General features: G+C 66.7%; 21 protein-coding genes and 3 pseudogenes. 14 read left to right on the forward strand and 10 right to left on the reverse strand.

What is annotated here, in order from left to right:
• The 3 genes and pseudogenes from D9599_RS27280 to D9599_RS27290 all read left to right on the forward strand — a co-directional run.
• Positions 1-510, forward strand: a pseudogene (locus tag D9599_RS27280) (hypothetical protein); the annotation flags it as partial.
• Positions 511-1239: 729 nt separating this feature from the next.
• Positions 1240-2574 (forward strand): IS701 family transposase, encoded by a 1335-nt coding sequence (locus tag D9599_RS27285; RefSeq protein WP_232480984.1) that lies wholly within the window; start codon positions 1240-1242, stop codon positions 2572-2574.
• Positions 2575-2682: 108 nt separating this feature from the next.
• On the forward strand, positions 2683-3717 hold the full coding sequence (locus tag D9599_RS27290; RefSeq protein WP_198384450.1) for an IS630 family transposase: 1035 nt from the start codon (positions 2683-2685) through the stop codon (positions 3715-3717).
• A gap of 21 nt (positions 3718-3738) precedes the next feature.
• Here D9599_RS27290 and D9599_RS27295 read toward each other — a convergent pair whose 3' ends face one another.
• Positions 3739-4227, reverse strand: coding sequence for a MarR family winged helix-turn-helix transcriptional regulator (locus tag D9599_RS27295; protein ID WP_198384451.1), 489 nt, complete (start codon positions 4225-4227; stop codon positions 3739-3741).
• Positions 4228-4302: 75 nt separating this feature from the next.
• On the opposite strand from D9599_RS27295, the gene D9599_RS27300 reads away from it, so the two are divergent.
• The 6 genes and pseudogenes from D9599_RS27300 to D9599_RS27325 all read left to right on the forward strand — a co-directional run bounded on the left by D9599_RS27300 (position 4303) and on the right by D9599_RS27325 (position 10637).
• Positions 4303-4665 (forward strand): Rieske 2Fe-2S domain-containing protein, encoded by a 363-nt coding sequence (locus tag D9599_RS27300; protein WP_198384452.1) that lies wholly within the window; start codon positions 4303-4305, stop codon positions 4663-4665.
• Between the two features lie 302 nt (positions 4666-4967).
• Positions 4968-6215 (forward strand): amidohydrolase family protein, encoded by a 1248-nt coding sequence (locus D9599_RS27305; RefSeq protein WP_198384453.1) that lies wholly within the window; start codon positions 4968-4970, stop codon positions 6213-6215.
• A gap of 461 nt (positions 6216-6676) precedes the next feature.
• A pseudogene (locus D9599_RS27310) lies at positions 6677-7907 on the forward strand (IS3 family transposase).
• Between the two features lie 83 nt (positions 7908-7990).
• On the forward strand, positions 7991-8950 hold the full coding sequence (locus D9599_RS27315) for a tripartite tricarboxylate transporter substrate binding protein (protein ID WP_198384454.1): 960 nt from the start codon (positions 7991-7993) through the stop codon (positions 8948-8950).
• Positions 8951-9080: 130 nt separating this feature from the next.
• A pseudogene (locus D9599_RS27320) lies at positions 9081-9550 on the forward strand (transposase); the annotation flags it as partial.
• A 283-nt stretch (positions 9551-9833) separates the two neighbouring features.
• Entirely contained in the window at positions 9834-10637 is an 804-nt protein-coding gene (locus tag D9599_RS27325) for an IS110 family transposase (RefSeq protein WP_375373084.1), read from the forward strand.
• A gap of 397 nt (positions 10638-11034) precedes the next feature.
• Here D9599_RS27325 and D9599_RS27330 read toward each other — a convergent pair whose 3' ends face one another.
• The 4 genes from D9599_RS27330 to D9599_RS27345 are packed head-to-tail and all read right to left on the reverse strand — an operon-like array spanning position 11035 to position 16497.
• On the reverse strand, positions 11035-12237 hold the full coding sequence (locus tag D9599_RS27330) for an alpha-hydroxy acid oxidase (protein ID WP_198384456.1): 1203 nt from the start codon (positions 12235-12237) through the stop codon (positions 11035-11037).
• A gap of 26 nt (positions 12238-12263) precedes the next feature.
• On the reverse strand, positions 12264-13253 hold the full coding sequence (locus D9599_RS27335) for a tripartite tricarboxylate transporter substrate binding protein (protein ID WP_198384457.1): 990 nt from the start codon (positions 13251-13253) through the stop codon (positions 12264-12266).
• Between the two features lie 5 nt (positions 13254-13258).
• Positions 13259-14728: an aldehyde dehydrogenase family protein gene (locus tag D9599_RS27340; RefSeq protein WP_198384458.1), complete on the reverse strand. Its 1470-nt coding sequence runs from the start codon at positions 14726-14728 to the stop codon at positions 13259-13261.
• A 2-nt stretch (positions 14729-14730) separates the two neighbouring features.
• Positions 14731-16497, reverse strand: a complete 1767-nt coding sequence (locus D9599_RS27345; RefSeq protein WP_198384459.1) for a thiamine pyrophosphate-binding protein — start codon at positions 16495-16497, stop codon at positions 14731-14733.
• A 128-nt stretch (positions 16498-16625) separates the two neighbouring features.
• Here D9599_RS27345 and D9599_RS27350 point away from each other — a divergent pair, with 128 nt between their 5' ends.
• Positions 16626-17567, forward strand: a complete 942-nt coding sequence (locus D9599_RS27350) for a LysR family transcriptional regulator (RefSeq protein ID WP_198384460.1) — start codon at positions 16626-16628, stop codon at positions 17565-17567.
• Position 17568: 1 nt separating this feature from the next.
• On the opposite strand, the gene D9599_RS32560 is transcribed toward D9599_RS27350, so the two are convergent.
• A complete protein-coding gene (locus D9599_RS32560) occupies positions 17569-18378 on the reverse strand; it encodes a Bug family tripartite tricarboxylate transporter substrate binding protein (protein ID WP_375373083.1) in 810 nt (269 codons plus the stop codon).
• 176 nt (positions 18379-18554) lie between these two features.
• On the opposite strand from D9599_RS32560, the gene D9599_RS27360 reads away from it, so the two are divergent.
• Positions 18555-19130, forward strand: a complete 576-nt coding sequence (locus D9599_RS27360; protein ID WP_198384461.1) for a MarR family winged helix-turn-helix transcriptional regulator — start codon at positions 18555-18557, stop codon at positions 19128-19130.
• Positions 19131-19146: 16 nt separating this feature from the next.
• On the opposite strand, the gene D9599_RS27365 is transcribed toward D9599_RS27360, so the two are convergent.
• Both D9599_RS27365 and D9599_RS27370 read right to left on the reverse strand, forming a co-directional pair.
• A complete protein-coding gene (locus D9599_RS27365; RefSeq protein ID WP_198384468.1) occupies positions 19147-20739 on the reverse strand; it encodes an ABC transporter substrate-binding protein in 1593 nt (530 codons plus the stop codon).
• A 104-nt stretch (positions 20740-20843) separates the two neighbouring features.
• On the reverse strand, positions 20844-21059 hold the full coding sequence (locus D9599_RS27370) for a hypothetical protein (RefSeq protein ID WP_198384462.1): 216 nt from the start codon (positions 21057-21059) through the stop codon (positions 20844-20846).
• Between the two features lie 190 nt (positions 21060-21249).
• On the opposite strand from D9599_RS27370, the gene D9599_RS27375 reads away from it, so the two are divergent.
• Together D9599_RS27375 and D9599_RS27380 are read left to right on the forward strand one after the other, a co-directional pair.
• Positions 21250-22182 carry an alpha/beta fold hydrolase gene (locus D9599_RS27375; protein ID WP_198384463.1) on the forward strand — a complete coding sequence of 311 codons (933 nt, stop codon included), beginning with the start codon at positions 21250-21252 and terminating at the stop codon, positions 22180-22182.
• Between the two features lie 9 nt (positions 22183-22191).
• Positions 22192-23085, forward strand: a complete 894-nt coding sequence (locus D9599_RS27380; protein ID WP_198384464.1) for an alpha/beta fold hydrolase — start codon at positions 22192-22194, stop codon at positions 23083-23085.
• On the opposite strand, the gene D9599_RS27385 is transcribed toward D9599_RS27380, so the two are convergent.
• The gene (locus D9599_RS27385; protein WP_198384465.1) at positions 23055-23426 is read right to left on the reverse strand and encodes a transposase; all 372 of its coding nucleotides are present in this window, start codon (positions 23424-23426) and stop codon (positions 23055-23057) included. The genes D9599_RS27380 and D9599_RS27385 overlap by 31 nt on opposite strands.
• Positions 23427-23480: 54 nt before the next feature.
• Positions 23481-23873, reverse strand: a complete 393-nt coding sequence (locus D9599_RS27390; RefSeq protein WP_198384466.1) for a helix-turn-helix domain-containing protein — start codon at positions 23871-23873, stop codon at positions 23481-23483.
• A 104-nt stretch (positions 23874-23977) separates the two neighbouring features.
• Here D9599_RS27390 and D9599_RS27395 point away from each other — a divergent pair, with 104 nt between their 5' ends.
• Positions 23978-24610: an aspartate/glutamate racemase family protein gene (locus tag D9599_RS27395; protein WP_198384467.1), complete on the forward strand. Its 633-nt coding sequence runs from the start codon at positions 23978-23980 to the stop codon at positions 24608-24610.
• Positions 24611-24699 lie beyond the last annotated feature (89 nt).

The raw sequence follows: 24699 nt of genomic DNA on the forward strand, positions 1-24699 counted from the left end.
AATGTTATCGCTTTCCACTGCACCGCGGTTTCGACCTTCAGCGATGCGTTGGAGGCCGAGATCCTGAGGCAGGCGGCGGCCTCCGCCGACTGTCCAGCCATCGCGACGTCCCAGGCAATCCTGGCCGGCGCGGCCGCGCTGCACGTGCGCCGCATTGCTCTGGTAATGCCCTACATTGACGAGATCAATCAGCAAGAAGCGGCGTTCTTCGGCCAGCATGGCCTGGAATGCGTGGCCGAACATGGGCTCGGCCTGCTTGCGCCTGCCGAGATGTTCGACGTGTCGCCGGCGCGCTGGCTAGACCTATTGCGAAGTTGCGTGCCTGGCGAGGCCGAAGCGGTCCTGCTTAGCTGCACCGCGATCCGGGTGCTGCAGTTGGTCGATGACGCTGAGGCACTACTTGGGCGCCCGGTGCTGACCAGCAATCAGGCGACGGGCTGGCTCCTCCGACGCCACCTCGGCATCCATGCGCCATTACCAGGCTTTTGCCGACTGCTTTCGCTAGCCTGATTTCCAAGGTCTTGCGAGCGCGTTGCTGAAGGTCACTGATGCGCATAGGGAGGAGAGCAGGTGACGACGACCGGTGGCGAAACAAAGCGAAGGTTGAGGGGCTAAACCGTCCGATGCATGAGGACCCGCTCACTCAATGTACGGTGTCCAAACCACAGGAGGTTTGATGTACCGAAGATTGCGTATGGCTATTATGGCGACCCTGGCTGCGACAGGGTTTGCATCAATTGCACAGGCTCAAGTCACCTCGAGCCATGTTCCGCTCGGTGCCGCGCAGGGCGTGTTCTACCGGCCGGAAGGACGGGATCCTCATGTGGCGTTCCTCATCCTCCATAGGACTTCGGATTATCTTCGGCACATTGGATGCACAGAGGCAGCGCTACTTCGCCGACGTGCTGACGCGCCTCGTCACCGGCGGGCCCACAGCCGTATCGACGAACTTATGCTGTGGCACTGGGCGGCCAACGTGAACGGCCCGGCGTCAAGCGAAGGCCACGAGGGCACGTAGGCCTCGCTTACGATCGGGTGACGAACCTGGCGTGCCATCCCACCGCAACGCTATCACTACCATGTTGAATGGTGGGGGAGGGGACAATGCCCTGCGTCACGACCCTGATCGGCCCGAACGGACGGTGAAGGCGACCTCATGGGAGCTAACACTACCTGGGCACTTGAAGATGCGGCTTGGTTGACCGACCTGCGGGTGACTGACCTCAGCAGGAGGTGGCCATGGTGGGTGGAGTTCGTGGCGCAGCTGATCTGGATGCCTGGCTCGCACCCTTTCTCGAGGTGATGGGTCGCAAGACGCGCCGGAGCTGGGCGCCGCTCTACCTGCGAGGGCTGCTCGGGCCTGGTGAGCGCAAGAGCCTGCAGCCGATGGCAACGAGGCTGGGGCTTTCGGGGCACGACCAGCTGCAGCACTTCATCGCCAGCCCCGCCTGGGACGATGGCCCACTCTGGACGGTGCTGGCGCGTGAGGCGGACAGGCTGGTGGGTGGGTCGGACGCCTTCCTGGTGGTCGACGACACGGCGCTGCCCAAGAAGGGCGAGCTCTCGGTGGGCGTGGCGCGGCAGTACTGCGGGCAGTTGGGCAAGAAGGCGAACTGCCAGTCGCTTGTCTCGCTCACCCTGGCTCAGGACGAGGTTCCCGTGCCGGTCGCCTTGCGGCTGTTCCTACCCGACACTTGGACCGACAAGCCGGAGCGCTGCGTCCAGGCGGGGGTGCCCGCGGCGGACATGGTGCCGCGGAGCAAGGGCGAGATCGCGCTCGCCGAGCTGGACCGGCTCAGGGCTGCGGGCGTGCGGTTCGGGACCGTGCTGGCCGATGCGGGTTATGGTGCAAGTGCTGCGTTCCGTCAGGCCCTCTCTGAGCGCGGCCTGCTCTGGGCCGTGGGTATTCCGCGGGTGCAGAAGGTCTACAGCGCCGCTGTAGAGGTCACGACCCCAGCCGGGCGCCGGCGGCGCCCCGTGCCCGATGAGGAGCCCCGCCCGGCCGAGGAGGTGCTGGCCGGGCTGTCATGGCGGCGCGTGGCTTGGCGGCAGGGTACCAAAGGAGCGCTGGCTGCCAGGTTCGCCGCCACCCGCGTTCGTGTGGGCGACGGCGCGATCTGGGCCAACAACCGCCACCTGCCGGGCGACGAAGTCTGGCTGGTGGGCGAGTGGCGCTCCTCCGGCGAGCGCAAGTACCACCTCAGCAACCTGGATCCCGGCACATCCCTTCGGGTGCTTGCCTCCACCATCAAGGCGCGCTGGGTCTGCGAGCAGGCGCATCAGCAACTCAAGCAGGAGCTCGGCCTGGGCCACTTCGAGGGACGCTCCTGGACCGGCCTGCACCGACACGCGCTGATGACCTGCATCGGCTTTGCCTATCTGCAGCACCTGCGCCTCGCCCAACAACGCCGGGCGAGCCGGGGGAAAAATGCCGACCCGCATTCTAGGGCCGCCACCTTCACCGAGCCTGCCCGCTCTACGTCAGGCCATCTTCCATCGGCTGTTCGCCCACCTCGTCAAACCCATCCGATGCCCGCACTGCCGACGCCGCTTCCTACCGCCCATCAACCCTAAAATGCCCAGGTAGTGCTAAATACGAGAACGAATTGCTTGTCCGGGACTTATTGAGCCGGCTTCGGTGTTCTTGAGGAGTTTGCCTGCTGTGCCCAGGTAGGCGAAACAATGAAGCACGTAGACATGCGGAGCCTGGCGCCGGAGGCACAAGAGGAGCGACGGCGGCAGGTGATTGGGCTGCGCCAAGCGGGGCAGACCTATGCGGCGATCGCAGCCCAGGTTGGGCTGACCCCGACCGGGGTCTTTGACATCTGCAAGCGCTTTGCGGCGCGCGGCCGGGCGGGGCTGAAGAGCAGAGCGCGTGGGCCGGCGCAAGGGCATGGCAGCCTGCTGGCGGAGGAGCAGGAGGCAGAGGTCCAGGCGCTGATCCGCAAGCAAATGCCGGACGAGTTGGGGCTGCCGTTCGCGCTCTGGAGCCGGGCAGCGGTACAGGCGCTCGTCCGGCAGCGCTTCGGCATCACGGTGGCGGTGCGGACCATGGGCAGCTACCTGGCGCGCTGGGGCTACACCCCGCAGAAGCCGCTGCGGCGGGCCTACGAGCAGGACCCGGCCGCGGTGCGACGTTGGCTGCGGCGCGAGTACCCGGCGATGGCGGCGCGGGCCAGGGCGGCGAACGGGGTGATCTTCTGGGGCGACGAGAGTGGCCTGCGCTCGGACGACGTGCGCGGCCGCAGCTATGCCCCGCGCGGCGAAACCCCCGTGGTTCGTCCCAACCACCGGCGAGCCAATGTCGGCTTGGTCTCGGCGGTGACCAACAGGGGCGAGGTGCGCTGGATGGTGCTCGACGGCGCGATCAAGGCGTCAACCCTGATCCGCTTCCTCGAGCGCTTGGTTCGCGACGCCGGCCGCAAGGTTTTCCTCATCCTCGACCGGTTGCAGGTGCACCGGGCGGGACTGGTGCGCACGTGGCTGAGCGGGCGCGGCGATCAGATCGAGGTTTTCTACCTCCCGCCCTACAGCCCTGACCTCAACCCCGACGAGGGCCTGAACGGCGATTTCAAGCAGGCCGTCACCGCTAGGCCGCTCGCCCGTAGCAAGGGGCAACTCAAGCAAGCTGTCGTCAACCACGTGCGCAGCTTGTCCAAACGGCCAGAGCGCATTCGCTCCTTCTTCCACCATCCGCAGTTCCGCTACGCAGCTTGATCCAAGATCACCAAAGCCGGCTCAATAGCTACGAGTTCCTGGGCCCAGACGCCCCTTCTCAGCGTCCTTCTCGACGGCGAGTAGGTTAGAGAGCATCCAGTCGATCGTGCGAAAGAACGCATCTAGATCCGCCTCGGTCAGGCCGTGACTGGCTTGCGTAGCAACTTGTTGAGCAAACGGCATAACGGTGCCACGTAAGTTCTCACCAGCATCCGACAGGTATACGCGAACATTGCGCCGGTCCCGCGCATCTCGCACGCGGTTAATTAAGCCGTCGCGCTCAAGCGCCTCCAGCACGGCCGTCGAGGACGCCTTTTCAATCCCGAGCCGCGCCGACACTTCGTTCTGCGTCAGTCCGGCCTCCTCCCACAGTGCTCTTAAGTGGAGGTATTGTGCCACGCTCAGGCCATGCTCCGCTAATTGTGCCTGCAGCCGTCGTATGTAGGTGCGATGCAGCTTTCGGAGCGCTGCGCCAAGGCCCTGTTGGGCCGCTGTTGTGGGAACGGACACGCGTGCATAGACCTTGACGAAATGGTACGAGAGGCATACTGTCTATCTTGCATACCGTTCGTGGCTGGAGGTGATATGCCAGAAATTTTGATTTGCCGCAAAGACGAGTTCGGCTCGCAAAGCCGAATTGTTACCGTCGGCGCTCTTGAAGTTGGAGTGTTTCGGCACGGCGACGGCTACGTCGCGTATCGCAATCTCTGCCCACATCAGGGTGGTCCGGCCTGCGAAGGTGTGGTGATGCCGCGAGTTGTGGCTGTGTTGAACGCCGATCAGTCGTTCCAGCGCAATGCGTTTGACACGGAGGACATGCACTTTGTCTGCCCCTGGCACGGCTACGAATACCGCATCGCGACAGGAGAATGCGTTGGTGACGAGCGACTGCGATTGCAGCAATTCCCGGTCAGCGAGCATGACGGCAATCTCTACATCACCGTCTGATCTCATAGCAGTGCTGGACGCTGCGACGGCTGCTCTGACGGACGCGCATTCAGATGGCGGCACGGTGACAGACCAGGCACTGCAAGCATTGCTTGCGGCAGTTGTGCGGGCTTATTCCGCCCGGGTGGAGCAGGGGGGAAGCATGCCAGCTTTTCCCGCGAACGCCGTGTCCGCGACGGATGTCGCCGTCACTGCTACTGCCATGCTTGAAGCAGTGGACGTCGGAGCGTTCGAGCTAAGCATGTGGCAGACAATCAAGAGCGCTAAACCTCGATAGGCAAGCATCCCAGGGAGAAGATACGATGGATTTCGTTTCGGCTCAAGCTAATCAAACTATGAACGACCCGTCGGTCCAACCTTTCGACACAACCACTCTTCTGAAGAACGCGGCCGCGCAGGCTAAACAGCGTGCCTACAAGGACTTCCTAATTGTAGATGTGGACTCCCACCACTACGAGACGGAGCTGCTGCCGGAGATCCTTCAGTTCATGGAAGATCCGGTCATTCAACATCTCGGCCTTTCGCGCGGACAGATTGGTCGCAGCGGGCTGATTCCACAGTTCGTGGGCTCGCAAGATATGGCCGGCCGTATTACCCGATATCCGGGCCGTGCAAACGAGAAGACGCCGGGCGACCAGCATCGCGAGATCACGCTCATGCATCGTTGGATGGACGCGATGGGTGTGGACATGGCGTGCATGTTCCCGACGCCCATGCTCGGGCTATCTACGCACCCCGAGATCGACGTGGAAGTGGCGCTGGCCCGCGCCTATAATCGATGGCTGTGTGAAGTTGTGCTCGCCCAGGATCCGCGCCTCGTTTCCATGCTCTACCTGCCGCTGAATGAACCTGCGGAGGCGTTCCGAATGGTGGAGGAGTTCGGCAGCAAGCCCGGTGTGATTGGTTTTATGGGAACAGGCAACCGCAACCGACCGGTGCACGATAACTCATACATGAAGGTGTACGCCGCCCTCCAGGAGCGGGACCTGCCGCTTGCTTTTCACGCGATCTATAATTGGCACGACACTTCTCTAGCGCAGTTGAACCGGTTCATCTCCGTACATGCGCTGGGCTTCACTTTATGCAACATGGTGCACATGACGAACTGGCTAATGAACGGTTTGCCAGAGCGTTTCCCAAAATTGAAAACGGTGTGGATCGAAAGCGGTCTGGCTTGGATTCCATTCCTGATGCAGCGGCTGGACAACGAGTACATGATGCGCACGTCGGAGGCACCGCTGTTGAAGCGTAAGCCGAGCGAGTACATGCGTGAGATGTACTTTTCCAGTCAGCCCATGGAGATGGTGAACAACCAGGAAGCCCTGAAGGTTACGTTTGACATGATCAAGGCGGATACGCAGCTTCTGTACTCGTCGGACTACCCACATTGGGATATGGACCTGCCGAGCACAATTTATGATCTACCGTTCCTCAACGAGCAGGCAAAGCGTAACATTCTTGGCGGCAACGCCCAGCGACTGTTCAAGCTAAATCCAGTCTTCTCGCCAGCCAAGCTAAAGGCACGTGAGATCGCAGCCGCGGCCGAGTGATAAGGGGGCTGCCATCCGGCCCCGCGCGACCCGTCAGGGCTTGCGCGAGGACGGCTTGGTTTGCGAACGTTCGTGATAGCCTGCCAGGTTCATGTCCCAACTTTGGAGGCGGTGCCATGCTCCATTGCGGATTGGACGTGTCTTCGAAGCAGACCGCGCTTTGTGTCTTGGACGGTAATGGACGGGTGCTCAGGGAGGTTAAGCGGGTCACTGATCTTTAGGTGATCAGCCGCTTTCTCTCCAGGGGAATGGGCTCGGTTGCGAGCGCTTTAAGGTCCGTTGGCATCCAGGATTTCTGTTGCCGCCAAGCTGTGGTTCACCCCGCGTCATTGGTGGGGAGTGGCGGCAGGATGAACCCAGATTGGTTCGGGGGTCCTCCGCCCCACGGTTGATTGGGACACTCCGCAAGCTCCGCAAGCTCCGCAAGCTCCGCAAGCGGACGGTATCCGCCGATGGGGTGCATGATGATGACAGATCTGATGGATGCCGCTGGTACTGACCGGGGTAGTCGGATGTCACGGCAGCGCAAGCGGGATGCGGTGCTGCGGCTGCTTCGGGGTGAGGATCTCGAGACGGTCTCGCGGGCGCTGGGTGTTACGGCCGCGGCCCTGAGCGGCTGGCGTGACGCCTTCCTGGCTACTGGTGAGGCAAGCCTGGCGACGCAGCTTGCTAACGGTGAGGGGCTGGAGTGCGAGCGGCTCAAGGCGCGATTGGGCGAGATGCTGCTCGAGCGTGAGTTGCTGGAGGTCAAGGTCGCAGCCCTGGAGGGCGGCCGCCCTTTGGCCCGCAGGAGGTCACGGCGATGAGCTTGGCCTCCTCACCCAGCAGCGGCAGGCTCTATGGCCTGGCCAGGGTATGCCGCTGCTGGCGAGCAGCCCGGGCGACGATCTACCGCCATCGCCTGCCGCCCCGGACCGAGCCGCCGAGGCGACGTGGCCCGGTCGGGTCCATGCCGGATCCCGCGTTGGTCGAGGCGATCCGGGCTGTTCTCGCGGCCTCCCCCTTCCATGGCGAGGGCCAACGCAAGGTTTGGGCGAGGCTGCGCATGCAGGGCGTCCGGACCTCCCGCCGCCGGGTGCTGCGGCTGATGCGCGAGCACGACCTGCTCGCCCCGTCCCGGGTCGGCAGCCCGGAGGCCCGCGCAACCACGACGGCACCATCATCCCCGACACCCTGGACACCATGTGGGCAACAGACATGACCACCACATGGACAGCTGAGGGTCAGATGGCGGTGTTCATCGCCATCGATCACCACAGCGCCGGGTGTGTCGGCCTCCACGCCGCCCGGCGCGGCACCCGCTTCGAGGCCCTCGAGCCCCTCAGGCAGGGTGTTCGCCATCACTTCGGCGGCTTCGGCAAGGGCATCGCGGCGGGCCTCGCACTCCGCCATGACCACGGCAGCCAGTACATGTCGGACGCCTTCCAGAGCGAGCTGACGTTCCTCGGCATCGAGAGCTCGCCCGCTTTCGTGCGGGCACCCGAGGGGAATGGCTGCGCCGAGCGCTTCATCCGCACCCTCAAGGAAAACCTCCTTTGGGTCCGGACCTTCGACACCGTCGAGCAACTCCGCCAGGCGCTCCTTGAATTCCGCCGGACCTACAACTCGACTTGGCTGATCGAGCAACACGGCTTCAGAACACTGGACGCCGCTCGGCTGGATCAGCTTTCACCCGCGGCTCTCGCCGCGTAGGCTCCACTCAGGTGTCTCATCAACCACAGCCGGTACACCGGGAAGAACCGGATGTTAGTAACAAAACCGAAGGGGACAACAGAATGAAGCGGCGTTATCTGTTGGGAGCAGCCTCGGCCTCCTGGCTCTCTGGCCTACGCGGTGGCGTCGCACAGGCGTCGTTTCCCACGCAGCCTATTCGGTTTGTCGTCCCCTTCACACCAGGCGGAAGCAACGACGTTGTCGCACGCCTGATTGGTGAGCAGCTGTCGCCGCGCTGGGGGCAGTCCTTCGTCGTCGAGAACCGGCCGGGTGCGAGCGGCAACATCGGTGCAGAGGCGGTGGCCCGAGCCACCCCGGACGGCCACACGTGGCTGCTTGGTGCGAACCAGATCTTCACCACGAACCCACACCTGGTACGCGCCGCCTTTGATCCGTTGCGCGATTTCTCCTTCGTTGCGATGGTTGCCCGGGTGCCCGTCGTCCTAGTGGTCCACGCGGCACTCGGCGCACGGGACGTCCGGGAACTCGTCGCCCTCGCGAGGCAGCGGCCAGGATCACTCAGCTATCCGTCCACCGGCGTGGGGTCGTCCCAGCATCTTGGTGTAGCGCGCCTAGTCGGGGAGAATGCGACGCACGTGCCGTATCGTGGCGCAAACGCGCTAATGCCGGATCTAATGGCTGGCAGGCTTCAGATCTACACCGGCGCAGTAAACAGTCTGCTCCCGCATATCCGCTCGGGTAGCGTCCGGGCGTTGGCTAGCATGGGTACTGACCGTGTTCCCGCCCTTCCAGACGTGCCTACGATCGGGGAAGCGGGCTTTCCCGACGCCCAAACGCAAATCTGGTTGAGCATCGCGGTTCCGGCCGCCGTGCCGCGACCTATCGTGGATCAGATCCACACCAATGTGGCAGAAGTGATGCAGACGCCTTCGACCCGCCTCAAGCTTGACGAGCAGGGGATCGAGGTCGCCATCCAGGGCCCCACGGAGTTGGAGGCGACTGTCCGTGCCGAGTACGCGCGTGACGGCGCGCTGATCGCGAAGCTGGGAATCCGCGATTAAAGGGGGTTCCTGATACGGTAACGCACGAATGACCTGCCCCCCTTAGAAGCAGTCCGCCGGTTATGTGAACCGGCGGCTGTTTTGAGGAGGCTGAGGATGGGTCGGAAGAGGACGCACACGCCCGACCAAGCTGCGGCAGGTTGAGGTGCTGACAGCTCAGGGCAAGACGGTGGCGGAGGCGGTACGGGCGATCGGGGTGACGGACCAGACCTACTATCGCTGGCGTGCCGAGTTCGGTGGCCTGAAGCTGGATCAGGTGAAGCGGTTGAAGGAGCTGGAGCGGGAGAACGCGCGGCGGCTATTGGCGGCGTCGGACCTGACCTTGGACAAGGTGAGCCTGAAAGAAGCGGCATCGGGAAAATACTGAGCCCCGCCCGCCGTCGTGCGGCAGTGGGGCATGTGAAGGGTGAGCTCGGCGTGTCCGAGCGGAGAGCCTGTGCGGTGCTAGGGCAGCATCGGTCGACACAGCGTAAGGTGCCGCGCGCAGCAGACGACGAAGCGGCGCTGACGGCGAGCATCATCGACTTGGCCCGTCAGTATGGCCGGTACGGCTACCGTTGGATCACGGCTCTGCTACGGGCCGAGGGCTGGCGGTGCAATCACATGGCCTAATCGCATCAGAGCCGGTTTAGGCTCGCTCCGGTTCCATTCTGACGGAGGATGTGATGGTTCTCTATGTAGGCTTGGACGTGTCTCAGAAGGAGACGGAGATCTGCGTCATCGACGCGGAGGGACGCCGGGTCTGGCGCGGCAAGTGCCCGTCGCGTCCCGAGGCGATCGCTGCGATGCTGGGGGGCACGCCCCTCGTGCCACCCGGGTGGGCATGGAGACGGGGCCGCTGGCCATCTAGCTATGGCACGGCCTGAAGGCTCTCGGCATCCCGATCGACTGCTTGCATGCCCGGCATGTCGCAGCGGCTCTTTCGCTGCAGGTGAACAAGACGGACACCAACGACGCGCACGGCATCGCCCAGGTGGTGCGCTCGGGCTGGTACCGCGCGGTGGCGATCAAGAGCCTGCAGAGCTGCCGGGTGCGCGCTATTCTCTCGGCGCGCCGCCAGCTCGTCATGGTCCGCACAGGGCTTTGCAACCAGATCCGCGGACTGCTCAAAACCTTCGGCGTGGTGCTCGGCGCTGGCACCGGCGGGGTGTTCGAGCGCGCCGTTCACGAGCAGTGCCCTGACGACCCGCTGGTGCGCGAGGCGATCGGCGCCCTGCTCAGCGCCTGGAAGGTGGCGGGTGAGCGCAAGGTGGAACTCGAGCGCCAGATGATCCGCATCTCACGGGAGGGGGATGTCTGCCGTCGGCTGGCGACGGTGCCCGGCGTCGGGGCCATGACCTCGTTGACCTTCGTCACGGCGCTCGATGATCCCACCCGGTTCCGACGCTCCTCCGACGTCGGGACCTATCTCGGGCTCACCCCGAAGCGCTACCAGTCCGGGGAGGTGGACGTGGGCGGCCGGATCTCGAAGTCGGGGGATCGCCTGGCGCGCAGCCTGCTGTTCGAGGCGGCCACGGTCCTGATGACCCGCGTCCGCAAGGACTCGGCGCTCCGGACCTGGGGCCTGCAGCTTGCGGCGCGGGTGGGCAACCGAAAGGCAAGGGTGGCCGTGGCCCGCAAGCTCGCGACCATCCTGCATCGCATCTGGCTGGACGGCACGGAGTTCGAGCCCGCTCCAGCCCACTGAGCTCCCGCCTCGGCGGGGGACGTCCTGAGCAGGACGCTGGCCAGGTCACCCCGAACCCGCTTGTGCGGCTCGAAAGGGACCGCGGCAATCACATCGGGGGGCCAGCTGGCGAGGGCCATGATGAGGCGAGCCCGTCTCGACCTCGAAGACGACAAGGTCTGTTGTGCCAGGACACCGCCATGAACACGGAGGTTGACCGCGATTAGACGACAAACGCGTGGAGCGTATCTGGCGGCGCGAGGGGCTGAAGGTGCCATGCGATGGCATCTCTGGCGCGAGAGCTGACAAAACCAGCGGACCGACCAAGGAGGTGGCGCGGTTCCGGGCGGCGGGGGGTTCGGGCGTGATCCCCTGAGAGCTCCACCTGGCCGCGCTGGAGGAGCGGTGACGTTCGAGATCAGTGCACAGCCACGGGATCAAGGTGCAACAGACGTGTCTCGTCGGCGCCCTCGCGCAAGATGCTGGCGGACACGTTGTTGATGTCCGGGCAGCCGATCTGGAGCAAGGTGTAGCGCGTCTCGAGCTCCAGAAGATCGTAGGCCTTCTGGGCACCGGCTGCGCCTCCTGCCGCCGCGCCATAGGCGAAGGCACGCCCGGACATGGCGAGATCCGCGCCCAGAGCACGCGCCTTCACGATGCTTTCCCCGGTGCGCACGCCGCTGTCGAAAACGATCGGCGCATGCGGCCCGACCGCCGCCCGCACCTCGCGCAGCACGTCAACGGAAGCCGGGGCGGACTCCAACTGCCGGCCGCCATGGTTCGAGACCCACAAGCCGTCCGCGCCGATCCGGAGGAACCGGGAGGCGTCCTCCGCATCCATCACGCCCTTGATGAGGAGATGGCCTGGCCAAAGGCCCCGGATACGCTCGACATCCTCCCACAGAAGGTCGCGTTTGCCCTGAGCTTGTAGAAAGCGACCGACTTCTGTGATGGAGCCGCCCCGCGCAAGCCCGGCATAGGGGACGAAGTTCTCAAAGTTTGGCATCCCCGCGCGCAGCGTCTCCACCGCCCAGCGGGGATGCGCCAGGAGGTCGAGCAGGAAGCGGGGATGGGGACGGAAGGGCAGATCGAAGCGATGGCGGTGGTTGCGGTTGCGCTTCTGCGGTACCGGCACGTCCACCGTCACCGCGAGAACCCGTATGCCCGCGGCCCAGGCGCGCTTCAGAAGGCCTTCGTTGATGGCGGGGTCGCGGGAGACATAGAGCTGGAACCAGGCCACGTCCGGGGCTGCCTCGGCAATCCGCTCGATGCTGGTCGTCGCGGCCGTGCTGAGGACATAGGGAATCCCGACCTTTTGGGCCAGTCGGGCGAGGACGAGGTCCATGCCGGGCCAGAGCATGTTCGCCATGCCCATCGGTGAGACCCCCGTGGGCAGGTTGTAACTGCGCCCGAGGAACTCCACCGCCGTTTGCGCCCGCCCACCGACAAGGTGGCGGGTGCGGAAGAGGACGGCGGCGAGTGCCTCCTCGTTCCGCCTCATGCCCCGGTCGTCGCCCGCCGCCCCGTCGAGGTAGTCGAAGGCAAAGCCTGGCATGCGGCGCCGGGCGATCGCCGCAAGGTCCCCGATGCTTGCCGCGTCGCGAAGGCTGAGCAACTGCATGGCCTCAAACAGCTCCTTGATGCCGCCTACTCAATCCTGATTTGGCGTTCGCGGACAATGCTGCTCCAAAGGCCAGCCTCGGTCGCGATATCGGCGCGAAAGGCGTCGGGCGTGCTTAGGACGAAGGTCGCGCCCATCTCTTCCATCTTCCGCCGCGATGCCGGGTCAGAAACGGAGGCGGCCACCGCCTCCTGCATGGCCGTGACCAGGGCCGGCGGTGTTCCCTTCGGCGCAAAAAGGCCGAACCAGAAGGACAGTTCGTAGTGCAGCCCGGCCTCCTTCACCGTAGGAACATCCGGCAGAGCGGGGTGCCTGGATCCGGTGCCGACGGCGATGATCCGGATCCGGCTGCCTGCCCCGAGGAGGCCTGCGACCGTTGGCTGGGTCGAGATGATGAAGCTCACGCGCCCGCCCGCGAGGTCCTGGGTGGCCTGGGCCATCCCGCGATACCCCACATGGGTCATCCGGATGCCCGCCACGTGCGAAAAATACTCCGTGGCGAGGTGTGGCGCGCTGCCATTGCCGCCCGAACCGTAGTTGATGGCCTCGGGTCTCGCCTTCGCCGCGGCGACAAGGTCCCCGATCGTGCGATAGGGCGACTCGTTTGGCACGCAGAACACCGGCGCGAGGTCCGCGACCCGGGTGACGGGCACGAGGTCCGTGCGCGGGTCGAAGCCCATTTCCTGGCGCAGCGGGATCGCCATGGCGAGCGAATTGTCGGTGAAGAGGGCGGTGTTGCCATCTGGGGCGGCGCGGGCGGCGGCGGCCCAGCCGATCGCGTTGCCGGCCCCCGTGCGGTTTTCGACGACGACCGTCGCCCGTCCTTCGGCGCGTTCCGTAAGTCGCTGAGCGATTAGGCGCGCGAGGAGATCGGCCGTGCCGCCGGGAGCGAGCGGAACGATGATCTTCGCCTGGCGTTCCCCCGGCCAGGAGGTCCCCTGCGCGTGCAGCATTCGCCCAGGCAGGATCAGCGGGGCACCAAATCCGGCTCTCAGAAGCGTCCTACGCTGCACCATGGGCGTTATTCCTCCAGCAGGATGTTGATGTTTTTGACCTGCGTATAGGCGAGAAGCTCGTCCAGGCTCTCCTCCCGGCCCAGCCCGGACTGCTTAAATCCGCCGAAGGGCGCGCCGAGAAAGTGCTCCGAGGTGTCGTTCACCCAGACGAAGCCAGCCTGCAGCCTCGCGGCAGCGCGGTGGGCAACGACGACGTTCCGCGTGAAGACGGAGGCGGTGAGCCCATACTCCACCGCGTTCACAGCCTCCATCATCTCCGCCTCGTCCTCCCATCTCAACACGGAGAGGACGGGGCCGAAGATCTCCTCCCGTGCGATGCGCATGGTGGGCGTGACATCGGCGAAGACGGTCGGCTCCACGTAGAAGCCGCGCGCCAGCTCCGGCTCCTGCGGGCGGCCGCCGCCGGAGATCAGCCGCGCGCCCTCCGCCTTAGCGGATTCAATATAGGACAGCACCTTGTCCAGCTGTGCCTGGCTGACGAGGCTTCCCATGCGCGTGGCGGGATCGGTCGGCAAGCCAGGGCGGATCGGGGCGAGAAGGCGCCGCACCTCCTCCAGCACCTCGTCGTGGATGGAGGCGTGCAGGAAGGCGCGGGAAGTGGAGCCGCAAGACTGGCCACACCAGGCGAAGTTCATCCCCTTCACCATCCCCGCCGCGACCCTGGCCGGATCGGCGTCGGGATAGGCGACCAGCGCATTCTTGCCGCCCAGTTCCAGCAGGCAGGGCACCACGCGCTCGGCCGCCGCGCGTAGCACGGCCTTGCCGGCGGGCACGGAGCCCACCAGCCCGATCTTGTCCACGCCGGGATGCGCGACCAGCGCGACGCCGGTCTCGCGGTCGCCGGAGAGGATGTTGAAGACGCCAGGCGGGAAGTGCGTGCCCGCCAGTTCCATCAGGCGCAGGGCGGAGAGTGGCGCTTGGTCCGGCGTCTTCACCACCACGCAGTTGCCAGCAGCCAGCGGCGCCGCGGCGCGCCAAGTGGCGAACATCAGTGGGTGGTTGTACGCGATGATCTTTGCCACCACGCCCCAAGGCTGGCGCAGCGTGTAGTTCAGCCGCCGCTCGCCCATGGGGATCGTCTCACCCTTGGCCTCGGTCGCCAGCCCCGCGAAGAAGTCGAAGCCGCCGGCGGCGATGCCGACATCCTTGACCAGCTCGGAGACGGGGTTGCCGCCATCCACGGCGTCCACCATTGCCAGCTCCTGCGCGTGCCGGCGCAGCAGCGCCGCGAAGCCGCGCAGCAGATCGGCCCGCTCCGCCGGGCGCAGCGCGGCCCAGGCGGGAAAGGCCGCGCGAGCGGCAGCCACGGCCGCGTCCACGTCCTCCGGCCCCGCCACATCCACCTCGCCCAGCGCCTCCCCGGTCGCGGGGGCGAAGACTGCCATGCGGCGGCCGGAGCGGGCCGCGTGGAAGGCGCCACCGTAGAACAGACCCCGCTCGACCGGCAGCACGGGGGAGGGGATGTGCATGTCCATGATCAGGATTCCCGGGTGAGGGCGGAGGCCATGGCCGGCGTGTAGCCCGCGACCACACGGGCCTCGACGAGGGCAGGCAAGCCGGATTCCACCACCGCGATGGCCTCGCGAAGTGCCGCCGCGAGTGAGGCGGGATCGGAGGCGGGCCCGAAGGCGGCCACGCCGAGGCCACGGGCAAGGGCGGGGAAGTCCGGGTCGGGATCGCGGATCGCCTGCCCAATCCACTTGTTCTCCACGGGACGGCCGCGCTGGCGCGCCACTTTCTCCTGGTGAACCTCGTCGTTGAAGAAGGACTGGTTGTTGGAGACGATGACGAGCATCGGGATGCGGTAACGCGCGGCGGTCCACAACGCCGTCAGCCCCATCAGCGTGTCGCCATCGCCAAGCACGGCCACCGGAAGGCGCGCGGAGCCGCTGTCGCGCAGGGCCAGCGCTGCCCCTACCGCCATGCCCGGGCCAGAGCCGATGCCGCCGCCGCCATCGTAGCCGAGATAGTCTAGCGGGTGCCGCAGCGCCCAGCTGCCCCCGTTCCATCCCAGGGGCAGACGGATCAGCGTCACCTCGCGCCCCGCAGTCTCCTGACGCAGCACGGCCGAGAGCCCGTCCGTGGTCAGCGGGCCCTCGGGCACCACCGGTGCGGCAGGCGCTGGCTGCGAGGCGGGCTTGGCAGGAAGGTCGAGCGCCTGCAGCAGGGCCCACACGGCCACGTCCGGTGCCGTGACCAGGAGGTGGTCGGCGGGTGCCAGGGCCTGGTGGTCATGCGACCAGCCATTGTGCAGCGCGTGGTCCATCGAGGCGCGGATGACGAGCGGCGGCACCTTGCCCGCTGCCTTGAAGGCGCCGGCCGGGTCCACCCCGTCCAAGTCCAATACCAGATCCGCCTCGCGCAGCACCGCCAGGGCTTCGGCACCAGGGAAGATGCCTGGGGCACCCGCGTGCAGTGGATGGTCGGTGGGGAAGCCCGCGCCCACCCTCATGTCGGAGATCACGCGCAGCGACAGCGCCTCGGCCAGTGCCACGCGCGCCGCCCAGTCCGCAGGATCGCGCGAGACGCGGCCGACCATCATCACGCCCCTCTTTGCACCGCGCAGGGCCTCCGCAGCGGCGGCCAGTGCGGCGGGGGCAGGCCAGGGCACCTCCGGCGCCGAGTAGCGGGCCACGGGCAGGGGCGGCACGGGCGCGGCCAGCGCCTCCTCCTGCATGGCGGCGTCCAGGTTCACGTAGACGGGACCACAGGGCATGGTGCAGGCCACCTGCCGCGCGCGCACCAGCGCCTCCTGCGCCGCAGCGACGGAAGCGGGCTGGTCGTCCCACTTCACGTAGTTGCGGATCAGCGCGCCCTGGTCCCGCGACGTGTGGATCCAATCGATCCAGGGGCGGCGCTTCGCCGCGTCCACCGGGCCAGTGGCACCCAGCAGCACCAGCGGCACGCGGTCACACCAAGCGTTGAACACCGCCATGGTCGCGTGCATCAGCCCCACATTGGAGTGCACCACGGCACCCATTGGCATGCCCGCCACCTTCGCCCAACCATGGGCGATCGCCACCGCGTGCTCCTCGTGCAGGCAGAGCAGCATGCGCGGGTCGCGGTTGCCCGTGTGGTTCACCAAGCTGTCGTGCAGGCCGCGGAAAGAGGCCCCGGGATTCAGCGCCAGGTAAGGTAGGCCGAGCGAGCGGATCGTCTCCGCAACCACGTCGGAGCCGTAGCCGGCCGGGGCGTTGGAGAGGCCGACCGGCGTCTCGGGAAGGTGCGGAGCGGTGCTGTCCATTCCATGGCTGGTAGCCGGCCCCGCCGGGCTCCCGCCAGAAGCGGATGGCGTTCGCTGCTGTAGCGAGCCGCTATGGCCGGCTGGACTCCGCCCTGGGCCCGCCCGCATGCTGGAGGCGGAGGAAACACTTGGATCTCAGGCGCCTGCGCACCGTGCTGGCCATCATGGAGCACGGCTCGCTCAGCCGGGCGGCGGAGCGGCTCGGCATCGCCCAGCCTGCCCTCGGCGCCCAGCTAAGGCACCTGGAGGAGGAGCTGGGCGTCCCTCTTCTCCTCCGCCACTCCCGCGGCGTCACGCCCACGGAAGCGGGGCGCGCGCTCCGGGATGGTGCATGGCCGCTGTTGGAAGGGCTGGACGCCCTGGCCGCCCGTATCCGAGATCTCGGCAACACGCCATGCGGGCGAGTGGTGGTGGGGGTCACGCCCTCCACCGGAAACCTCCTGGCCGCCCCGCTGCTGCGCGCCACCACGCAGGACCTGCCGGGCGTGGCGCTCTCCTTCGTCGAAGCTCTCTCCACCGCGTTGATCGACCAAGTGGCGGAAGGGGCGGTGGACCTAGCCGTTTGCTACGACATGCCAGCGGACCGCCGCGGCGTGCGCGGCGAGACCCTGGCCCGGGACTGGCTGGTCTTCGTGGAGACCCACGAAGCCGGCCGCATTGCCGGCCGGGCCGAGATCCCCTTCGCCGAGGCGGCGGCGGTGCCGCTCGTCATGTCCGCTCTGGGCAACGAGGTGCTGCGGCAGATGATCGAGGGATCGGCCCGCGCGGCAGGGCTGGACCTGATCGTCGCGCACGAGGTGCAGTCGATGGGGCTGACGCGCGCCCTGCTGTCGGACCCTGGCCTCGGTGCCATCCTGCCCTATGGCGCGCTGATCGACGACATCCGGGCTGGCCGCCTCGTCGCGGCACGGTTGGTCAGGCCGGTGGTGGGGCGGCGCCTCTGCCTCGTCCACTCAGACCGGCGGCCGCTGAACCGCGCGGAGCTGGCGCTGCGCGGTGCTCTGCTGCAACTCATGGCGGCGCCAGAGGGTGAGGGCTGGGAGGCGCCGCCCGGCCAGGATGCCATCTAGCCTACTCCGGCTGGATCCCCGCGACCTGCGCGATCCGCGCATTGCGCTCCGATCCCGCATCTACGAAACGAGCAAAGGCGGCGCGATCCTCGGCCACGGGCTCGGCGCCCTGGTCGGCAATGCGAGCGCGGGTGTTCGGGTCGCGGGCGAGCGTCTGAACTGCGGCGTTGAGGCGGTCGGCCTCGGAGTCCGGCAGGCCCTTGGGGCCCCAGATGGCGTACCAGAGGGTGAAGTCCAGGCCGGGCATGCCTTGCTCGGCGGTGGTGGGGATGTTGGGCGCGCGGTTGGACCACTTCGCGCCCATGATGGCGAAGGCGCGCAGACGGTCGGCCTCGATATGGGGCAGGGCGGCGCCGAGCGGGGCGACCCTGAGGGCGGTGTTGCCAGAGAGGACGTCAGTCAGCGCCGGGCAGTGCCGCGGTAGGAGAGCACGAGAGCGTCGGCGATGGCCTGCTGTTTGAAGCTCCTGGTCGACAGGTGGCCCATGGCACCGAGGGCAGAGTTGGCGAAGGAGACCTTGTCGGGCTAGGCCTTCATAGCTGCGGCGAAGGCGGCCACGCCGCCTTCCGGCGTGGTGCGGGGATTGCCAACCAGCACCATAGGGGCGGTTGCCAAGCGGGCGACGGGCGAGAAGTCCGCGACCGGGTCGTAGGTTCGGCGCGCATGACGCGGCAAGCCATGAGGTGGATGTCGGCGTTAACGAGGGGGGTGGTGCCGTCGGGCGCCGAGCGGGCGACCTCGGCGGCGCCAAGGGTGTTGTTGGCTCCCGACCGGTTCTCCACCACCCAAGTTTCGTCCAGCGCCTCGCCAAGGCAAGTGGCGTAGATGCGGCCTATCACGTCGATAGCGCCGCCAGAGGCAGATGGGCCGCGACGGGCAGGCCATCGTGGCACGGAAACGATAGATAGATAGATACCTATTTGCCCTTGCCCTGGCGGTGGAGGGCGCCATGGCTTACGAGCGGCGCTATTCAAGGAGAGTTCGATCTTGCCGAAGCGCACCCGCCCCGGCCCCAAGACGCCATTGCCCGACCTGTCAGACACAAATGACCGCGTAGAGGCGGCGGGCACGCAGGAGCGGGTGCGCTGGCCGATGAGGAAGCGGCAGGAGCTCTACGCCGGGCCCTGGAACATCGGCTTCCAGTTCCGGGATCTGCACCGGATCTTCCGGGGGCGGGTGCAGGATACGCTGCGGCAGCACGGCTCCTCTGTCTCCCATTGGGGATACCTCTGGGCCCTCTACGAGGAGGACGGGCTGGCGCAGAACGAGCTGGCGCGGCGCGTGCGGCTGATGGGGCCTTCCGTTGTAGTGGCGCTTAACCAAATGGAACGGCTGGACCTGGTGCGCCGCCAGCGGAGCGAGGCGGATCGGCGGGTGGTGCACGTCTTCCTGACGGAGAAGGGGCGGAGCATGCGCAAGGACATGATGCACATCGCCATTGCCGGGAACGAGGCGGCGCTGCGGCACCTCACGAACGAGGAGGTGGAGCAGCTACTATCGTTGCTGGCGAAGGTCAGGACGGGCCTTGAGGAAAGCCAAGACGAGCCGGCAGCCTCCCGCTAGCAGCCTCGGCCCGGTCTCAGCCCTCCCTTACTCCCCAGAAGATTGGGAAGCCCCCGACGCGGTCCTGCAGGTTGCGGCGCGTGGCGGTCATGGCGCGATAGGCGCCGACAGGGATGTAGGGCACGTCCTCCATGGCCTGGCGCTGCATCTCCCCGGCGATCCGCCTCTGCGCCGCCCGGTCCTCCGCCGTCAGCCAGTCCTCGCGCAGCGCCTCCAGCTTCGGGCTGCTCGGCCAGCCGAACCAAGCATCCAGCCCGTTGCCTCGCAGGGCGAAGTGCACGCTGGGATCCAGGAAATCGGTGTCGTTCACTGCGGTGGTCATGGCGGACCAGCCGCCGCGCTCCACCGGCTCGCGGCTGGCGCGGCGCTGGACCACGCTGCCCCAATCCATCGTCGCCTCCTCCACGTTCAGGCCCAAGCGCCTGAACAGGTCGCCCGCCACCTGGGCGATGGCGGTGGGGGCCAGGATGTCGGTCGGGGAGAGAAGGCGGATCGGCTGGCCAGCATAGCCGGATTCGCGGATCATTGCCTTCGCGCGATCGAAGCTGCGCGGGCCGAGCAGCGGCTCCAACCCCGTCTCGCTCGCCATGACAGAGCCCGTGGTGAAGAAGCCACAGCGTGTGTCGATGGCGTCCGGGGTGTCGCCGGCGACGGCGGCCATAAAGTCCCGCTGGTCGATGGCGGGCAGCAGGGCGCGGCGCAGCGCCGGGTTGTTGAAGGGCGGGTGCAGGTGGTTCAGGCGCAGCACCCCCGGATTGGGCCGCATGCCCATAGGCTCCACGGTGATGCCACGGTCGCGCCGCAAGGAAGCGGCGAGCTCCGGCACGGGCTGCTCGTACCAGTGCACCTCGCCCGTCCGCAGCGCGGCGGCTGCCGTCGCCGCATCCGGGATGACGTGCCACTCGACGCGGTCGAAATGTGCGACCTTCGGCCCAGCCGTCAGGCTCGGGGTGCCGGCGGAGACCGGGTTGTAGTTTGGGTTGCGCTCGTAGACGCTGCGGCTGCCTGACACGTACTCGTCCGCCTTGAAGCGGTAGGGGCCGGAGCCGATCACCTCACGGAACTGCTGGAAGGGATCGGTCTGCGCGATCCGCTCCGGCATGATGAAGGCGACGGGAGAGGTAGCGGAGGCGAAGCTATCGATCAGGTTCGGCTGTCGCCGCTTCAGCCGGATGCGAATGCGCCGGTCGTCCGGCGCCGCCATCTCAACCAGGTTGGCAGCAAAGTACTGGCCAGCGGCGTTGCGGCGGGACCATCGCGCCAGGCTCGCCACTGCATCTGCCGCGCGCACCGGCTCCCCGTCGTGGAAGCGCATTCCGGGGCGGATGGTGATGGTATAGAGCCGCCCCTCATCTTCCACCACGTGACCCTCGGCCATCTGCGGCTGGGCCTCGTTGGAGGCGTCAAGTCCGTAGAGCGTGTCCCAGACCATGTAGCCGTGGTGGCGCGTGACGTTGGCTGTCGTCCAGACCGGATCGAGGCTGGTGAGGTTTGCCTGGGGCACGAACTTCAGCACCCGCGCCCGCCCGGTCTGTGCCGGCGCAGGCAGCGGTGCGGCGAGCGTTATAGACGTTGCGAGAAAGGAGCGCCGGTGGAGCGGTAAGCGCATCATGACAAGACTTCCTTGAGCGGGCTGAAAGGAGCAACGCAAAGGGCGACGGCTTCATCAATGGCCAGCGCTGCGTTGGCCGGAACCTACCTCGATACGCGGCATCAGCGCCCTGTGCGCTCCGTGTCGAGACCGTTCGTAGACATGGAGGCCTTCACGCCGAAATCGTCGAGCACGTTCAGCATGCGCCAGATGCCGGCCTTCCAGCTATAATCCCCGTAGGACAGTGAAAAGTTGTCCTTCCTTCCTGGCGTGCCGAGGTAGCTGAACTGGCTCTGGTTGATGAACGCCTCAAAAGGCACGCCGACCGTCACAGCCACGCGGTGCCCGCCCTGCCAAGTTCATTCACGGGGAAAGCGGGGGGGCCGGGCATGGGCATCTCCGTCGTCGGCGTCTGCTGGTGGGAGCATAGGCAGAGCACCGGAGCGAGAACAAGAAGATTGATAGTTATCTACCAATATGCTGCACTGCCACCGGGCGCTGCTCGCGCGCTGCAGGAGGAGACAGGAGATGGATAGCATGACGTTGGATGCTGGGAAGCCGGCCGATCCCTACCCGTTCCCGCCCCGGCAGTTCATCGACATTGGCGGCCTTCGCACGGCCTACCACGTGGAGGGGGAAGGGCCGGAAGCGCTGGTCTTCATCTACGGCGGCAATTTCGGCGGCGCCGATTCCGCCTCCTCCGCCTATGCCTGGAACATGCAGGTCGCGCCGTTGGCGAAGCGCTTCCGCGTGGTGGTGCCGGATAAGATCGGCCAGGGATTTACTGACCCTCCCCTGCGGGATGAGGACTACACGATGGGCGCCGTGGTCGCGCATATCCGCGACTTTCTGGTGGCGATGAAGCTGCCGCCCGTGCACATCGTCGGCCATTCGCGCGGCGGCTTCGCCTCGGCACGGCTGGCCATGGAGCGCCCAGACCTGGTCCGCTCTCTCACCATCGTCACCAGCGGCACGCTCAGCCCCGGAGTGGGCACGAACGAGGTGGTGCTGGCGCGGCCACCGCATCCGCCGTTCACGCGTGAATCCGCCCGCTGGGTCTACGAGAACTACTGCTTCCGCAAGGAGGTGGTAACGGAAGCCTGGATGGACGTGGTGATGGAGACGCTTGCCAACCCGGACTACCGGCGCGGCGTGGACAAGATCGTCGGCGAGGGCCTTGGTGCCGACCTCTTCCTGCCGGATCTCGCCCGCTACAAGCGCGAGACGCTCACCTGGATCGACGAGGGCCGGCTGCAGCGCCCCACCCAGGTGATCTGGGGTTTCAATGATCGCACCGCCCTGGTGGAGCGTGGGATGGAGCTGTTTGAGCGCATCGCAAGGCACGAACGCCGCACCACCTTTAACGTGTTCAACGAGGCCGGCCACTTCGTCTACCGGGAGCACCCCGAGCGCTTCAACGCGCTGCTCGCCGGCTTCGTCGACCTTCATAGCGCTTGGTAGGAGCCGCCCATGACCGTGCTGACCCCTCGCACCGTCCAGGCCAATGACTTGGTCACCCAAATCTTCGAAGGCGGCGCCGGGAACGGACCGGCCGTGGTGCTGCTGCATGGCGGCACGCCCGGCCTGGTGCCGTATGCTGGCGGTTCCCATCTCTGGGGTGCCCTGCCTGAAACCCTGGCGCGCACGCGGCGCGTGATCGCGATCGATGCTGCGGGCAGCGGCGGCACGCCCGCGGGCGACGGACCGCTGACGGTGGAGGTCATGGCCCGCCACGCCGCCGCCGCCGTTGCCGCGGTGGCGGACGGCCCCGTGCACCTCGTCGGGCACGATCTCGGCGGGCTGGTCGGGGCACTGGTGGCGCTCGATCAGCCGGGTCTCCTCGCCTCGCTCGCCATCGTCGCCAGCGCGGCTGCGGCGCCGAGCGGTGATGGGGTGGACAACCTTACCTTCCTCGGCGCGCCCGAGCCCGCCTCCACCCGCCAAGCACAATTCTGGGCCTTCGACCGCATGTCCTACGCCCACCACCACATTGACAGTACGCTGCTGGACGGGTCTGTCGCAGCGGCAGAGAGCGAGGCGCATCGGGCGGTGCTGCGCCGCATGGCCAACCCGGCTGCAGCCGCCGCCCTGACCGGCAGCGTGCTGCGCGCCAAGTTTGGCTTGTTCAGGGCGGCGCGGGAAGCCGCCTTTCCCGTGCCCACCCAGATCATCGCGGCGGCGGAAGACCCGCTCGTCTCGCGCGACCACATGCTCTGGCTTTTCCGCATCATTGCGCAGCACCAGTCGGCCACGCAGTTCCACCTGATCAACCGGAGCGGCAGCTTCCCCTTCCGCGAGCAGCCCGAGGCCTTCCTGCATGTCCTGACCGCCTTTCAGGACGGGTTGCTGGCCATGGCCGCGTGAGCACGAGCCTGATGCACCTGCAACCGGTCGATGATGAGGAAAACCTTGCGGCCTGCGCCGCGGACCAGGCGCTCGAGGAAGCGGATCAGGGTTGACGCCTTGATCGCACCGTCGAGCACCATCCAGCGCACCTCGACCCTGTTGGTCGCCGCGGAGACCAGGCCGACATTGGCTCGCCGGTGGTTGGCGCGAACCACGGGGGTTTCGCCGCGCGGGGCATAGCTGCGGCCGCGCACGTCGTCCGAGCGCAGGTCGCTCTCGTCGCCCCAGAAGATCACCTCGTTCGCCGCCTTAGCCCGCGCCGCGATCGCCGGGTACTCGCGCCGCCGCCAACGTCGCACCGCGGCCGGGTCCTGCTCGCAGGCTTACCGCAGCGGCTGCTGCGGCGTGTAGCCCTAATGTGCCAGGTAGCTGCCCATGGTCCGCACCGCCACCGTGATGCCGAAGCGCTGCCGGACCAGGGCCTGCACCGCTGCCCGGCTCCAGAGCGCGAACGGCAGCCCCAACTCATCCGGCATCTGCTTGCGGATCAGTGCCTGGACTTCTGCCTCCTGCTCCTCCGCCAGCAGGCTGCCATGCCCTGGTGCTGGCCCGCGCGTCTTGCTCTTCAGCCCCGCCCGGCCGTGCGCCGCGAAGCGCTGGCAGATGTCAAAGACCCCGGTCGGGGTCAGACCGACCTGGGCTGCGATCGCCGCATAGGTCTGCCCCGCCTGGCGCAGCCCAATCACCTGCCGCCGTCGCTCCTCTTGCGCCTCCGGCGCCAGGCTCCGCATGTCTACGTGCTTCATTGTTCCGCCTACCTGGGCACAGCAGGCAAAATCCTCAAGAACACCAGGGCCGGCTCAATAAGTCTTCCGAGAACATCACCGCCGGGCCGAATCTGGCAGCCCTTATGCCGAGTGACGTCTCGCTGCATGTGACCCGGGTACCGCTGAACGGCAGCTCCCGCGAGGAGCTGTTGCGGATGGCCGAGCGAGTGGAGGCAGCAGCCACCCTGTTGAGTCATGCCAAGCCCAATGTTATCGCCTTCCACTGCACCGCAGTCTCGCCCTTCAGCGACGTGTTTGAAGGCGAGATCCTGAGGCAGGCGGCAGCCTCGGCCCGCTGTCCGGCCATCGCAACGTCTCAGGCAATTTTGGCCGACGCGGCCGCGCTACACGTGCGCCGCATTGCTTTGGTAACGCCCTACATCGAGGAGATCAATCAGCGAGACGCGGCGTTCTTCGGTCAACATGGCCTGGAATGCGTGGCCGAACATGGGCCCGGTCTGCTTACGCCTGCCGAGGTGTTCGACGTGTCGCCGGCGCGCTGGCTAGATCTACTGCGAAGCTGGGTGCCTGATGAAGCTGAAGCGGTCCTGCTTGGCTGCACCGCCATCCGGGTGCTGCAGTTGGTGGATGCTGCTGAGGCGCTACTTGGGCGTCCGGTGCTGACCAGCAATCAGGCCACGGGCTGGCTCCTCCGACGCCAGCTCGGCATCCATGCGCCATTGCTGGGCTTCGGCCGACTGCTCTCGCCGGTCTGATCTCCGAGGTGTTGCGAGCGTGTTGCTGAAGGTCGCCGATGCGAATAAGGACGAGTGCAGGTTATAATTACCGACAGTGAAAGAATGCT

Source organism: Roseomonas sp. KE2513 (assembly GCF_016107305.1).
Lineage (GTDB): Bacteria > Pseudomonadota > Alphaproteobacteria > Acetobacterales > Acetobacteraceae > Roseomonas.

Coding starts and splice junctions, on each gene's coding strand:
- D9599_RS27340 (WP_198384458.1), bottom strand. CDS start 14,728: ATGGACATGCACATCCCCTCCCCCGTGCTGCCGGTCGAGCGGGGTCTG.
- D9599_RS27365 (WP_198384468.1), bottom strand. CDS start 20,739: ATGCGCTTACCGCTCCACCGGCGCTCCTTTCTCGCAACGTCTATAACG.
- D9599_RS27375 (WP_198384463.1), top strand. CDS start 21,250: ATGGATAGCATGACGTTGGATGCTGGGAAGCCGGCCGATCCCTACCCG.
- D9599_RS27290 (WP_198384450.1), top strand. CDS start 2,683: ATGAAGCACGTAGACATGCGGAGCCTGGCGCCGGAGGCACAAGAGGAG.
- D9599_RS27345 (WP_198384459.1), bottom strand. CDS start 16,497: ATGGACAGCACCGCTCCGCACCTTCCCGAGACGCCGGTCGGCCTCTCC.
- D9599_RS27390 (WP_198384466.1), bottom strand. CDS start 23,873: ATGAAGCACGTAGACATGCGGAGCCTGGCGCCGGAGGCGCAAGAGGAG.
- D9599_RS27330 (WP_198384456.1), bottom strand. CDS start 12,237: ATGCAGTTGCTCAGCCTTCGCGACGCGGCAAGCATCGGGGACCTTGCG.
- D9599_RS27335 (WP_198384457.1), bottom strand. CDS start 13,253: ATGGTGCAGCGTAGGACGCTTCTGAGAGCCGGATTTGGTGCCCCGCTG.
- D9599_RS27315 (WP_198384454.1), top strand. CDS start 7,991: ATGAAGCGGCGTTATCTGTTGGGAGCAGCCTCGGCCTCCTGGCTCTCT.
- D9599_RS27395 (WP_198384467.1), top strand. CDS start 23,978: ATGCCGAGTGACGTCTCGCTGCATGTGACCCGGGTACCGCTGAACGGC.
- D9599_RS27285 (WP_232480984.1), top strand. CDS start 1,240: ATGGTGGGTGGAGTTCGTGGCGCAGCTGATCTGGATGCCTGGCTCGCA.
- D9599_RS27300 (WP_198384452.1), top strand. CDS start 4,303: ATGCCAGAAATTTTGATTTGCCGCAAAGACGAGTTCGGCTCGCAAAGC.
- D9599_RS27305 (WP_198384453.1), top strand. CDS start 4,968: ATGGATTTCGTTTCGGCTCAAGCTAATCAAACTATGAACGACCCGTCG.
- D9599_RS27380 (WP_198384464.1), top strand. CDS start 22,192: ATGACCGTGCTGACCCCTCGCACCGTCCAGGCCAATGACTTGGTCACC.